The sequence below is a fragment of the Gilliamella sp. Nev5-1 genome, from assembly GCF_001690895.1.
Taxonomy (GTDB): Bacteria; Pseudomonadota; Gammaproteobacteria; order Enterobacterales; family Orbaceae; genus Gilliamella; species Gilliamella apicola_C.
The window spans coordinates 28606-41859 of sequence record NZ_LZHO01000081.1 but is presented as its reverse complement, the minus strand read 5'-3'; the positions used below and the strand labels follow the sequence as shown (position 1 = coordinate 41859).

Sequence of the window (13254 nt, the reverse complement as noted above, 5' to 3'; positions counted from 1 at the left end):
CAAATGTAAATTTATTATTTATAAAATAAGAGAATAATAAATTTATTGCTATGTAACTAGAAGAAGTCAAAAAAAGCTTGATTTTAATAATGATAATCATTATCATTAGAGCGTACTTTGTTAGAGCGTAGAAAGGCTTCTGGAAAGTATGACATTGCTCACATTGCTTCCAATGTTTGCCAGCTTAATTAAGCTGGCTTTTTTATTTTACAGATAGCAGTTTAGTGGTAATCAATCCAATATTAAAATTAGTTTTCTTTTCTAATTTATTGCTAAATAATTTTGGGTATTGCACTTTAATATTTTTCCTAACCTCTCTACACCTATTTAGCTCTATCATAAGATTTTTTTGTTTTTCCATTATGTTGAATATTTAGTCATCCATTTTATACGGATATTTTTTGATATCAAAAATGAGTGTAACAACGATATATTTTATGTGACAACGTCAATATTTTGTTCGACACAATGATTGCTTTGTTAGCTATATGTTGTGAATCGTATAACAATAAATATTATGAAATAATATGATTGAATATTTTTGAATATATCGATGAGATATATGTTATTTTAAATATCTGTTAATTCATTAATATCAAATAAAATCAATAATGCAGCACTACCACCAAACTCTTTGGGGGCTTGATGAAAACAAATAATACGTGGATGTTGTGCAAGCCACAGTGGTGTTTGTTTTTTTAATATATTTTTACCATGACCATACATAATACACGCACAATGCGCTCTTTCTCTTAAACATGCAGCGATAAGGGCTGCAATTTCTTTTTTAGCTTCTTGTTGAGTAAGCCCGTGCAAGTCTAAAAAGAATTCCGGGTTATAAAATCCACGGCGCAATTTTTTTACTTCGTAAGGATCAGCATTTTCTCTGCTATAGCGGATAGGATCTTCTTGCAATAATGGTTGGTAATTATCGGAAAAGTAAAATTCAGCATGATCTTTTTCATGTTGTAATTTTTTTGTTTCTACCGTTTTTTGTGAGCGTTTTATCGGTTTATGAATAACGGTATCTTGCTTAATCTTTTTGATATTACCAATACTGTTTTTAAATAAGTCGATATCTTCATGATCTAATTTAAATTTATTTAGCATGATTCTCACTCTGGGTAAATTTTTTCTTTAAATTCGCATAAATCTTCAATCACACAAGAACCGCACCGAGGCTTACGCGCAATACAGGTATAACGGCCATGCAAAATTAGCCAATGGTGGCAATTGATTTTGTACTCTTTAGGTACAACTTTCAGCAATTTTTCTTCAACAGCCTCAACTGTTTTTCCAGGTGCAAAACCAGTGCGGTTGCTGACTCGAAATATATGAGTATCAACGGCAATAGTTGGCCAACCAAAGGCTGTATTTAAGACAACGTTAGCCGTTTTTCGTCCAACGCCAGGCAGTTCAATAAGCGAATTAAAATCTTCTGGCACTTCACCTTGATATTTATTAACTAAAATTTGGCATGTTTTTATAATATTCTCAGCCTTACTATTATATAGCCCAATAGTGCGAATATAACTTTTTAATTTATCAATACCAAGCGCCAAAATTTGCTCAGCAGTATTGGCAATAGCAAACAAGGGTTTAGTGGCTTTGTTTACACTCACATCAGTTGCTTGTGCTGAAAGCACAACGGCGATTAGTAGCTCAAAAGGTGTTTGATAAATTAGCTCTGTTGTTGGATCTTTAATATGATCCTTTAGTCTTTCTAAAATTTGGATTCGGGTTAATTGTTTCACGAAATAATGATATTAAAAGTTATTTAGACATATTATATACTTTTATTTATTGTTTATCTGTAGGTAATTGTTAGTTTTTCTAGAGTTATAAACAATAAAATTGATAGTGTACTAATTGATTGTGTACGAAATTACAGATTGTGAGTTGAATTTATTTGAAACATTATATCGGTTTTATTTATTTGCGTATTTACATTCATCATCACTGTCTTTTTAGCATGTTGATTTTATGGTAAGCTAACCAACTCTTTTTAATTTCATCAAATAAGGTTTTTTTTAATATGTCCTTACCCATGATTGTTACCTTTGCTGTGTACATTTTAGGAATGATTGCGATTGGCTATTTTGCGTTTCGATCAACGCAGAATTTTGGTGACTATATTTTAGGTGGGCGTCGTATTGGTAGTGTTGTGACTGCGCTTTCGGCGGGTGCATCTGATATGAGCGGCTGGTTGCTGATGGGGTTACCAGGTGCGGTTTTTTTGTTTGGCATTTCTCAAAGTTGGATTGCCATTGGACTTATCATTGGCGCATACCTCAATTGGTTATTGATTGCTGGGCGATTGCGTGTTTTTACTGAAGTCAATCATAACTCTTTAACATTACCTGATTATTTTGCGCGGCGATTTGATGATAAAAGTTCTTTGCTTCGCATTATTTCAGCTTTGATTATTCTTATCTTTTTTACCATTTATTGTGCTTCGGGTGTGGTTGCCGGTGCAAAGTTATTTGAAAGTACATTTGGTATGAGTTATGGTTGGGCTATGTTAGCCGGTGCTGGTGCAACAATTATCTATACCTTTATTGGCGGTTTTTTAGCAGTAAGTTGGACGGATACTATTCAGGCTAGTTTGATGATGTTCGCCCTTATCTTAACGCCAATTATGGTTATGGTAAATGCAGGTGGTTTTTCTGATGCAATGGTATATATTGAATCACTTAACCCTGATTATACCAATTTATTAGCTCATATGGATTTTATTTCTGTTATTTCCTTATTAGGTTGGGGGCTTGGTTATTTTGGTCAACCTCATATTTTAGCTAGGTTTATGGCGGCTGATTCCCATGAAGTTATGAGAAATGCGCGTAGAATTAGTATGACTTGGATGGTTTTATGCTTAGGGGGCGCAATTACAGTTGGCTTTTTTGGTATTGCCTTTTTTGCTCATCATCCATATTTAGGTTATTTGATTAATAATGGCAAACATGAACGTATCTTTATTGAGCTATCTAAGTTGCTTTTTAATCCTTGGGTTGCTGGTATTTTGCTTGCGGCTATTTTAGCGGCAGTAATGAGTACATTAAGTTGCCAATTGCTTGTTTGTTCAAGTGCACTAACAGAAGATTTTTATCGTGCATTTTTTAGACCGGAAGCAAAACAAAAAGAGCTTGTTTGGGTTGGTCGTATTATGGTGTTGTTAGTTTCAGTTATTGCTATTTTATTAGCCATTAATCCAAATAATAGCGTACTTGATTTAGTGAGCCACGCTTGGGCCGGATTTGGTGCGGCATTTGGACCTATAATCATATTTTCTGTTTTTTGGTCTCGTATGACTCGTAATGGTGCTTTAGCTGGAATGATAACAGGTGCTGTAACGGTATTGCTATGGCTTAATTTTAATTGGTTTAATCTTTATTCACTTATCCCTGGGTTTGTTTTTTCTTCTATAGCGATTATTATTGTTAGCCTTATTGATGAAAGGCCTAACAATATAGTGGAAGATCATTTTAAACAAGCGTATAAACGTTACCATAACAAAACAGAATAACATTTTATTTAAACTAGAATATAAACGTAATAAATTTAATAGGTAAAATATCATGACAAAAAATGTGATCAAACAACTACAGGAACGTGGGCTGATTGCTCAACTTACCGATGAAAAAGCGCTAGTAGAACAAATTGAGCAAAATTCAATTGCGCTTTATTGTGGTTTTGATCCAACTGCAGATAGTTTACACCTCGGTCATTTAGTCCCATTACTTTGTTTAAAACGATTTCAGTTAGCTGGCCATAAGCCTGTAGCTTTAGTCGGTGGGGCAACAGGATTAATTGGTGATCCAAGTTTTAAAGCGGTTGAACGTAAACTTAATACTGAAGAAACAGTGGTTGAATGGAGTGAAAAAATTAAACAGCAAGTTTCTCCATTTCTTGATTTTAATTGTGGTGAAAATGCAGCCATTGTTGCCAATAACTATGATTGGTTTAGTGGTATGAATGTACTGACCTTTTTACGTGACATTGGCAAGTACTTCTCGGTTAATGCGATGATCAATAAAGAATCAGTTAAACAACGTATTGATCGCGATGAGGCGGGGATCTCATTTACTGAGTTTTCTTATAGTTTATTACAATCTTATGATTTTGCGTGTTTGAATAAATCGCATGATGTTGTTTTACAAATTGGTGGTTCTGATCAGTGGGGGAATATTACTGCCGGTATCGATTTAACCCGTCGTTTACATCAAAAACAGGTTTATGGTTTGACTGTGCCGCTAATCACTAAATCAGATGGTACCAAATTTGGTAAAACAGAAAGTGGTGCAGTATGGTTAGATCCGAAAAAGACAAGCCCTTATAAATTCTATCAGTTCTGGATCAATACGGCAGACGCTGATGTGTATCGATTCTTAAAATTCTTTACATTTATGCCATTAAGTGAAATTGATGCATTGGAAGAAGAAGATAAAAATAGTGGTGTTGCGCCAAGAGCTCAATATGTGCTTGCTGAACAAGTTACGCGTCTTGTTCATGGTGAAGAGGGTCTGGTTGCGGCAAAACGTATTACAGACAGTTTATTTTCTGGTAAATTAGCTGACCTATCAGAGGCTGATTTTGAACAATTAGCTCAAGACGGTATGCCAACGCTAGCCGTTGGTTCGGATGTTGATTTACAACAAGCGATCGTTAATGCACAGTTTGCACCTTCAAGAGGGCAGGCAAGAACGATGATTGAATCTAATGCTATTTCTATTAATGGTGAACGTAATACAACAACAGATTACCGTTTTGCTGATAGCGATAAGCTCTTTAATCGTTATACTTTACTTCGTCGTGGTAAAAAATATTACTGCTTGTTAATTTGGAGCTAATTTCATGAAAAATATTTTATCGATTCAGTCTCATGTGGTATTTGGTCATGCTGGAAATAGTGCAGCTGAGTTTCCTATTCGTCGATTAGGTGTCAATGTTTGGCCTTTAAACACCGTACAATTTTCTAATCATACTCAATATCGCCAATGGACTGGAACGGTAATGTCGGCGTCTCATTTAACCGAGATTGCCGATGGGATCAATGAGATTGGTGAATTAAAACGTTGTAATGCGGTGTTAAGTGGTTATATGGGCTCGCCAGAGCAAGGTAATGCCATTATTGAAATAGTTAAAAAAGTAAAGGCTGTCAACCCTGATGCCATCTATCTTTGCGATCCTGTAATGGGACATCCAGAAAAAGGATGCTTTGTTGCTCCTGGGGTATCTGAATTTTTATGCAATACAGCACTGCCTATGGCAGATATGATGGCACCAAATATCTTAGAACTTGAAGAGCTAAATGGTAAACAACGGATTAATAATGTTGACGAAGCGATTTTAGCTTGCCGTGAGCTATGCAAAAAAGGACCTAAAGCTATTTTAGTTAAACATTTAAGCAGAGCTGGCTATAAAAATGATCGTTTTGAAATGTTGCTTGTAACTAAAGACGAAGCATGGCATATTGATCGTCCATTAGTTGATTTTGGCGTAAGGCAACCAGTTGGTGTTGGCGATATGACTAGCGGGTTATTTTTAGCTAATATTTTACTGGGAAAATCATTGGTTGAAGCCTTAGAACATACTACTTCAGCTGTCTATGCTGTTATGCTTGAAACGTTAAGACAAGATGAGTATGAGTTACAATTAGTGGCAGCGCAACATGAAATTGAAAAACCAACACAATGGTTTAATGCAAAAAAAATTGATTAGTTATAGAATATGTAAAGAAGGTGTTTTACAACGGTTAGTATTAAGTTTATGAGGGGATAATGGACAATATTTCACTAGGAGTGATGCTCACTGATTTACGAGAACAAATGGGATTAACTCAAGATGATATTGCCAATAAAATTCATGTGCGGAAAACGGTAGTTGCTGATATCGAAAAAGACCAATTGCCTCACGCCCCTCTTGTTTTTGTAAAAGGTTATATTCGATCTTATGCCGATATTGTCGGTTTACCTGTTGATCAGTATCAACCTTATATTGATGAGTTAACCCAACAATCTAAATCTCAGCAAAAGAAATACCAAACGCAAGCATTTATAACTAAAAAGCCAGGGAAGCTCCCCTTTATTTTTATTGGATTATTTATTCTTTTTTGTGCTCTCGGTATAACGTTATATTATGTGAATAAAGAAAGTAAAAATAACCTTATTGAAGTAAGCCATTATATTTCACCATCCTCATCTACTCGTGTTAATAGTTAGCAAATTTTCTTATTCTCATACAGACATTTGTCTTAAATCTTGTTAAGATTGCTGGCTAGTTATTTTGTAATATAGTTAAGAGTGTATGAGCCATCAAGATTCGCCAATTTTTAGACGAGAATCTACCCGAATTTATGTCGGTAATGTCCCTATTGGTTGCGGAGCGCCAATTGCGGTTCAATCGATGACAAATACTCGCACCACTGATGTAGAAAAAACCGTAGCCCAAATTCAAGCGCTTGAGCGTGTTGGTGTGGATATTGTGCGTGTTTCCATTCCAACGATGGATGCAGCAGAGGCATTTAAATTTATTAAACAACAATCTAAAGTTCCGCTCATTGCTGATATTCATTTTGATTATCGTATAGCTTTGAAAGTGGCGGAATATGGTGTTGATTGTTTGAGAATTAACCCTGGTAATATTGGTAATGAGTCAAGAATTAGGGCTGTTGTTGATTGTGCCAAAGATAAAAATATTCCTATACGCATTGGTGTTAATTCGGGCTCGCTGGAAAAAGATATCCAAGAGAAATATGGGGAGCCAACCCCAAAAGCGATTGTTGAATCAGCGATGCGTCATGTTGATATACTTGACAGGCTTAATTTTGATCAGTTTAAAGTTAGTGTAAAAGCATCTGATGTGTTTACTGCGGTTGACGCTTATCGTTTGTTAGCTAAACAAATTAAGCAGCCATTGCATTTGGGCATAACTGAGGCGGGTGGAGTGCGGAGTGGTGCGATTAAATCGGCCATTGGATTAGGATTATTGCTATCAGAAGGGATTGGCGATACACTCCGCGTATCCCTAGCTGCCGATCCTACGGAAGAAGTTAAAGTTGGATTTGATATCTTAAAATCACTGCGTATACGGTCTCGTGGTATTAATTTTATTGCGTGTCCAACCTGTTCGCGCCAAGAGTTTGATGTGATTAATACCGTCAATGCATTAGAGCAGCGATTAGAAGATATTGTTACACCAATGGATGTGTCAATTATTGGTTGTGTGGTTAACGGTCCGGGCGAAGCGTTAGCTTCAACCATGGGGGTTGCTGGCGGTCATAACAAAAGTGGTTTTTATGAAGATGGTGTGCGTATTGGCCGTATTGATAATGAAAAAATGATTGATGAATTAGAAGCTAAAATTCGGGCTAAAGCATTAATATTGAAAAACAGAATTACAGCAACTGAATTATAATTTTATTAGATAGCGAATAAATAAATGACAGAGAGAAAGATCCAATCTATACGAGGTATGAATGATTTACTCCCAACAGATAGTGCAAGTTGGCAACAGATTGAAAACATTGTTAAAGGCGTATTAAACAGTTATGGCTATAACGAAATTAGAACGCCCATTGTTGAAGACACTGCGCTATTTAAGCGAGCAGTCGGTGAAGTGACCGATATTGTTGAAAAAGAGATGTACACATTCAATGACCGTAATGATGAAAGTATTACTTTACGTCCAGAAATTACCGCAGGTTGTGTCCGTGCTGGCATTGAACATGGTCTTTTTTATAATCAAGAACAACGCCTTTGGTATCTAGGGCCTGCTTTCCGTTATGAAAAACCGCAAAAAGGGCGCTATCGCCAATTTCATCAATTTGGCGTTGAAGTCTTTGGCCTTGAAGGCCCCAATATTGATGCTGAACTTATCCTTTTAACTGCACGTTTCTGGAAAGCTTTGGGTATCGAACAGCATACCTCTCTTGAGCTAAATTCAATAGGTTCGATTGAAGCTAGAGCCAATTATCGAAATGCATTAGTTGCTTTTCTTGAACAACATAAAGATAAATTGGATGAAGACTGCTTACGTAGAATGTATACTAATCCATTAAGAGTACTTGACTCAAAAAATCCACTTGTGCAAGAGCTACTTAATCAAGCACCAAAATTGTTCGATTATTTAGATGAAGATTCTAAACAGCACTTTGAAGGGTTATGTCGCTTATTGGATAACGCTGGAATAAAATACAATATTAATCAAAGATTAGTTCGTGGATTAGATTATTATAATCGAACTGTTTTTGAATGGGTAACAAGTAGCTTAGGTGCACAAGGTACCGTTTGTGGTGGTGGTCGTTATGATGGGCTTGTAAGCCAACTTGGCGGACAACCAACACCAGCAGTGGGTTTTGCAATGGGCGTTGAGCGTTTAGTGTTATTAGTTCAAGCCGTTAATCCAACATTCAATCGCGATAATTTGATTGATGTGTATATGATATCTTCTGGTGATGAAAGAACAATTTCAGCAGCACAACGTGTTGCAGAGCAGTTGCGCGATGGCTTACCAGATTGGCGAATCATGACAAATTACGGTAGTACTAATTTTAAGAAACAATTTGCTAAAGCCGATAGGTTAGGTGCTAAAATAGCTGTGATCATTGGTGAAAATGAACTAGCTAATCATTCAGTAATGATTAAAAATTTACAAACAGGCGAACAAGTTGAAGTTGCACAAAAAGACGTTGTTCAAACTTGCTTGTCAATTAAGTAAAAAATAGGAGAAAAACGTGAGTCATCAATTATCGAGTGAAGAACAACTTGAAGAGATAAAGGGCTTTTTTGCTAAAACATGGAAAATTATGGTTGCGGTTCTTGTGATCGGATTATTCGCTTTTTATGGCTGGCGTTATTGGCAATCTTGTAAAGCTGAAAAAGCGATAGAATCATCAGATAAATATGAGCAATTACTTACTCAATTAGATGATAATAAGCCAGATTCAGTTAATGAATTGGTTTCTTTTGCGAAAGATGACGATACTATTTATAGTGTGTTTGCGAATTTACGCGCTGCAAAATTTTATGTTGAAGTATTAAAAGATTACCCTGGTGCACAAGCATTATTATCTGATGTATTAAAGAAAACCGATTCAGAGCCTGTCAGAACCATTACCCATATTCGTATTGCACGCTTACAGTACCAACAAGGTCAATATCAAGACAGTTTAACATCGTTAAGCAATGTAACGAGCGAAAGTTGGGGCGCTGTTGTTAATGATATCCGTGGTGATGTGTTAGTTAAAATGATGCGTTATGCCGACGCAGTTAACGCTTATAACGTTGCTCTAACTTCTAATCCAACCAAAGATTTAGAAGAAAATATTAAAATGAAGTTGAATCAAACTGAATATTTGCAATCAAAACAACAAGTTGAACAAGAAGCCCAAGCCGCTAAAGAAAAAGCAGAACAAGAAGCTAAGGCAAAACAAGCTGTAACTGACGAAAGTAAAAATTAATTATCCTGCAATAAGGGGCTATACAATGAAGTTATCAAAATATCTTTTTACTGGTGTTTTAATGTTTTCACTTGCTGGGTGCTCTTTATTCGGTGGGGAAGAAGAGATTGTTCAAATTTCACCTTCACCGAAAGTGGATAACCAATTTCCTATCCAACAAGTGTGGAAAAATAGTACGGCTGGCAATACTCATATTTATTCATTATTAGGACCAATTAATTATGATAATGCTATTTACGTTGCCAGTCGTAGTGGACAAGTTAAAGCCATTGATTTAGTTAGTGGTAATATTATATGGGATGTAAATTTATCTCAAAGCACCCTTTTTAGTAGTAAAACCGCACTATTTTCAGGGGGCGTAAGTGCCGATGATAAATATGTCTATGTAGGTAGTGAGCGCGCTGTTGTATATGCATTAGATCGCTTAGATGGTAAAGTGGTCTGGGAAAAGCCTGTAAAAGGTGAAGTGCTTGCTCGCCCTGTATCTTCTCAAGACAAATTAATTATTCATACAGCAAGTGGTATTTTGCAAGGCCTTAATCGTGATACTGGTGATAATTTATGGGATGTTTCTTTCGAAGTCCCTGCACTGTCGTTAAGAGGGAACTCTACACCAACGATTGCCCATGGTGCAGCCATTGTTGGCGATGATAATGGTAGAGTAAATGCTTACTATATTAACGACGGTCAATTAATTTGGCAGCAACGTATTTCTCAGCCATCAGGCTCTACTGAAATTGCTAAATTAAATGATGTTGACTCTAGCCCCGTAGTTGAAGGTAATTTAGTCTATACCGTTGGTTATAATGGTAGTGTTGTTGCACTTGATTTAAGTAATGGTCAGCCTGTTTGGCACAAAGAACTTGGTTCTATTCATAACTTTGCGGTTGATACACATCAATTATTTGTTATTGATCAAAATGATAATGTCCAAGCGATTGCTAAGAATAGTGGGGCTGAGCTTTGGACTCAAACAAGCCTTTTACATCGCCAGTTAACAGATCCTGTTATTTACCAGAATTATGTTGTGTTTGGTGATTTTGAAGGTTATCTATATTGGTTGAATGCTGAAAATGGCGAAATTGTTGCTAAGACAAAAGTAAGTAGTAGTGGATTAATTTCGAAACCATTAGTTGTGGATAATAAAATTATTGTTCAGGCTAAAAATGGTGATATTTACGCATTCACAAAAAAATAAAGTAATTGAGAATAAATATGATACCTGTTGTTGCACTAGTTGGTCGTCCGAATGTTGGAAAGTCGACTTTATTTAATCGATTAACTCGAACTCGAGATGCCTTAGTAGCTGATTTCCCAGGATTAACGCGTGACCGTAAGTATGGACGCGCAGAGATCAAAGGGCATGAATATATCGTCATTGATACTGGTGGTATTGATGGCACCGAGGATGGGGTTGAAAGCTTTATGGCTGAACAATCCCTACAAGCAATAGAAGAAGCAGATATTGTGCTTTTTTTAGTTGATGCAAGAGCTGGAGCTATGCCTGCTGATCATGCCATTGCTAAACATCTTCGTTCTCGTCAAAAAGCAACATTTTTAGTTGCTAATAAAATTGATGGTATTGATGCTGATAGCGCAATTTCTGATTTTTATAGTTTAGGATTAGGTAACATTCATCCGATTGCAGCAAGTCATGGTCGTGGTGTTAATGTGTTAATCGAAACGGTATTAGATCCTATTTTTCATTTTGAAAGTGATCAGCATGAGGTTTTGTCTGATGAGCCTACCGATGATGAGCTTCTTGACGCTTATGATGATGTTGAAGATGATGCTGAGTCACTGATTAACCAGCCAATCAAAGTTGCTATTGTTGGTAGACCCAATGTTGGTAAGTCAACACTCACTAATCGAGTGTTAGGTGAAGAACGCGTTGTTGTCTATGATATGCCGGGTACAACGCGTGACAGTATTTATATACCTATGACACGTGATGATCGTGAATATGTCATGATTGATACCGCAGGTGTTCGTAAACGCGGAAAGGTTACCGAAACTGTCGAAAAATTTTCAGTTATTAAAACATTACAAGCAATTGAAGATGCTAATGTTGTTATTTTGGTTATAGATGCCAGAGAAGGTATATCTGATCAGGATTTATCATTACTTGGTTTTATTATTAATAGTGGGCGATCACTTGTGATAGCCGTTAATAAGTGGGATGGTTTATCTCAAGATATTAAAGAGCAAGTAAAGTCAACGTTAGATGATCGGTTAGATTTTATTGATTTTGCGCGTGTACACTTTATTTCGGCACTTCATGGCAGTGGCGTTGGTAATTTATTTGATTCCATTCAAGAAGCCTATGATTGTGCAACGCGTCGAGTTAATACCGCTTTATTAACCAAAATTATGCAAATGGCGCAGGACGATCATCAGCCACCTTTGGTACGGGGACGCCGCGTTAAATTAAAATATGCACATGCGGGCGGTTATAACCCACCAATTGTGGTGATTCATGGTAATCAAGTTGAAGATTTACCCGATTCTTATAAGCGCTATTTAATGAACTACTTTAGAAGATCGTTAAAAATTATGGGTTCACCAATTCGAATTCAATTTAAAGAAGGTGCCAACCCATTTGAAGGGCGTAAGAATAGTTTGACGGCTTCTCAACAACGTAAACGTCGCCGTTTAATGAAACATGTACGAGGTCGTAAATAGCTGATGACAACAAAAAAGAGCGTTGATGGCGGGCAAGAAGGTATTTGTCCAAAATGCCATAATAAAATGAATACTGTGTCGCCACAACATTACGACTGTCCTCATTGCAAACAGCATTACCTAGAACAGTATGTCTGCCCGATTTGCCAGCAGAGTGCTCAAATGGTTAAAGGTTGTGGCGCTATAAACTATATTTGTCACACTGATGGCTTAATCTCCAGCAGTAAAGTGATATTTCATTATTTACCAGAATAGAAAATTGTATCTATATTTAAAGCCATAAGAGGTTATTTTATGCGAATTATTTTATTAGGCGCACCAGGAGCAGGAAAGGGAACTCAAGCACAATTTATTATGCAAAAATACGGTATTCCCCAAATTTCAACGGGTGATATGTTACGTGCAGCAGTAAAATCAGGTAGCCCATTAGGTTTACAAGCAAAAGAGTTAATGGATAATGGTAAGCTTGTTACTGATGAGCTAGTTATTGCTTTAGTTAAAGAACGCATTGCTGAAAGTGATTGTAAAAATGGCTTTTTGTTAGATGGTTTTCCTCGTACGGTTCCACAAGCGGATGCAATGAAAGATGCTGGAATCAATGTTGATTATGTGCTTGAATTTGATGTGCCTGATGAGGTGATTATTGATCGTATGAGCGGTCGTCGAATTCATGCTGGTTCAGGACGTGTATATCATATTCGTCATAATCCACCAAAAGTCGAAAATGTTGATGATGTAACCGGTGAACCATTAACTATTCGTAAAGATGATAGTGAAGAAATTGTTCGTAAACGTCTTGTTGAATATCACGATTTAACTAAACCACTTATTAATTATTATCAGCATGAAGCAAAAGAAGGACGCACAAAGTATTTCCGTGTTGATGGAACACAGCCTGTCGCTCAAGTAACCGAAGAATTAGCAAAAATTTTGGGATAATTCGTTATCAATTAAAAGTGCAAGTGGGTTAACATTATCTTGCGCTTTTTTAATTCATTAGGTTAATTTTTCTATTTATACAACAATAAACTAAAAGCCAATATATCATAAACTTCACTAAAAAAACATTCAGAAAAGCTATTGATTTTATTGATGTTTTTTCTTTTGGTAAAATA

At 36.3% G+C, this 13254-nt stretch carries 13 protein-coding genes; 11 read left to right on the top strand and 2 right to left on the bottom strand.

Annotated features, from left to right (window positions below):
* Positions 1-570: 570 nt before the first annotated feature.
* Together smrB and nth are read right to left on the bottom strand one after the other, a co-directional pair.
* Positions 571-1110 (bottom strand): endonuclease SmrB, encoded by a 540-nt coding sequence (gene smrB, locus A9G41_RS11185; protein ID WP_075539686.1) that lies wholly within the window; start codon positions 1108-1110, stop codon positions 571-573.
* A 5-nt stretch (positions 1111-1115) separates the two neighbouring features.
* Positions 1116-1754, bottom strand: coding sequence for an endonuclease III (nth, locus tag A9G41_RS11180; RefSeq protein ID WP_065583300.1), 639 nt, complete (start codon positions 1752-1754; stop codon positions 1116-1118).
* A 281-nt stretch (positions 1755-2035) separates the two neighbouring features.
* Here nth and putP point away from each other — a divergent pair, with 281 nt between their 5' ends.
* From putP to adk, 11 genes are all read left to right on the top strand, one after another.
* Positions 2036-3523, top strand: coding sequence for a sodium/proline symporter PutP (gene putP / locus A9G41_RS11175; RefSeq protein WP_082259654.1), 1488 nt, complete (start codon positions 2036-2038; stop codon positions 3521-3523).
* Positions 3524-3575: 52 nt separating this feature from the next.
* A complete protein-coding gene (gene tyrS / locus A9G41_RS11170; RefSeq protein WP_218058022.1) occupies positions 3576-4847 on the top strand; it encodes a tyrosine--tRNA ligase in 1272 nt (423 codons plus the stop codon).
* A 4-nt stretch (positions 4848-4851) separates the two neighbouring features.
* Positions 4852-5718: a pyridoxal kinase PdxY gene (pdxY, locus tag A9G41_RS11165; protein ID WP_065583303.1), complete on the top strand. Its 867-nt coding sequence runs from the start codon at positions 4852-4854 to the stop codon at positions 5716-5718.
* 59 nt (positions 5719-5777) lie between these two features.
* Complete coding sequence (locus A9G41_RS11160; protein WP_065583304.1) at positions 5778-6218, top strand: helix-turn-helix domain-containing protein; 441 nt, start codon at positions 5778-5780, stop codon at positions 6216-6218.
* Positions 6219-6303: 85 nt separating this feature from the next.
* Positions 6304-7413, top strand: coding sequence for a flavodoxin-dependent (E)-4-hydroxy-3-methylbut-2-enyl-diphosphate synthase (gene ispG, locus A9G41_RS11155; RefSeq protein ID WP_075539684.1), 1110 nt, complete (start codon positions 6304-6306; stop codon positions 7411-7413).
* A 24-nt stretch (positions 7414-7437) separates the two neighbouring features.
* Positions 7438-8715, top strand: a complete 1278-nt coding sequence (gene hisS, locus A9G41_RS11150) for a histidine--tRNA ligase (protein WP_075539683.1) — start codon at positions 7438-7440, stop codon at positions 8713-8715.
* 16 nt (positions 8716-8731) lie between these two features.
* Positions 8732-9457, top strand: a complete 726-nt coding sequence (locus A9G41_RS11145) for a YfgM family protein (RefSeq protein WP_065583307.1) — start codon at positions 8732-8734, stop codon at positions 9455-9457.
* 25 nt (positions 9458-9482) lie between these two features.
* Positions 9483-10655 carry an outer membrane protein assembly factor BamB gene (gene bamB / locus A9G41_RS11140; protein WP_065583308.1) on the top strand — a complete coding sequence of 391 codons (1173 nt, stop codon included), beginning with the start codon at positions 9483-9485 and terminating at the stop codon, positions 10653-10655.
* Between the two features lie 17 nt (positions 10656-10672).
* Positions 10673-12139 carry a ribosome biogenesis GTPase Der gene (gene der / locus A9G41_RS11135; RefSeq protein ID WP_065588877.1) on the top strand — a complete coding sequence of 489 codons (1467 nt, stop codon included), beginning with the start codon at positions 10673-10675 and terminating at the stop codon, positions 12137-12139.
* A gap of 3 nt (positions 12140-12142) precedes the next feature.
* Complete coding sequence (locus tag A9G41_RS11130) at positions 12143-12394, top strand: YfgJ family double zinc ribbon protein (RefSeq protein ID WP_065568406.1); 252 nt, start codon at positions 12143-12145, stop codon at positions 12392-12394.
* A gap of 39 nt (positions 12395-12433) precedes the next feature.
* Complete coding sequence (gene adk, locus A9G41_RS11125; RefSeq protein WP_075539682.1) at positions 12434-13078, top strand: adenylate kinase; 645 nt, start codon at positions 12434-12436, stop codon at positions 13076-13078.
* The last annotated feature ends 176 nt before the right edge of the window (positions 13079-13254 follow it).

Excerpts from the sequence above, each read along its gene's own strand:
- der (WP_065588877.1), top strand. The coding sequence starts at position 10,673 with ATGATACCTGTTGTTGCACTAGTTGGTCGTCCGAATGTTGGAAAGTCG.
- bamB (WP_065583308.1), top strand. The coding sequence starts at position 9,483 with ATGAAGTTATCAAAATATCTTTTTACTGGTGTTTTAATGTTTTCACTT.
- hisS (WP_075539683.1), top strand. The coding sequence starts at position 7,438 with ATGACAGAGAGAAAGATCCAATCTATACGAGGTATGAATGATTTACTC.
- adk (WP_075539682.1), top strand. The coding sequence starts at position 12,434 with ATGCGAATTATTTTATTAGGCGCACCAGGAGCAGGAAAGGGAACTCAA.
- A9G41_RS11160 (WP_065583304.1), top strand. The coding sequence starts at position 5,778 with ATGGACAATATTTCACTAGGAGTGATGCTCACTGATTTACGAGAACAA.
- smrB (WP_075539686.1), bottom strand. The coding sequence starts at position 1,110 with ATGCTAAATAAATTTAAATTAGATCATGAAGATATCGACTTATTTAAA.
- ispG (WP_075539684.1), top strand. The coding sequence starts at position 6,304 with ATGAGCCATCAAGATTCGCCAATTTTTAGACGAGAATCTACCCGAATT.
- A9G41_RS11130 (WP_065568406.1), top strand. The coding sequence starts at position 12,143 with ATGACAACAAAAAAGAGCGTTGATGGCGGGCAAGAAGGTATTTGTCCA.
- tyrS (WP_218058022.1), top strand. The coding sequence starts at position 3,576 with ATGACAAAAAATGTGATCAAACAACTACAGGAACGTGGGCTGATTGCT.
- putP (WP_082259654.1), top strand. The coding sequence starts at position 2,036 with ATGTCCTTACCCATGATTGTTACCTTTGCTGTGTACATTTTAGGAATG.
- pdxY (WP_065583303.1), top strand. The coding sequence starts at position 4,852 with ATGAAAAATATTTTATCGATTCAGTCTCATGTGGTATTTGGTCATGCT.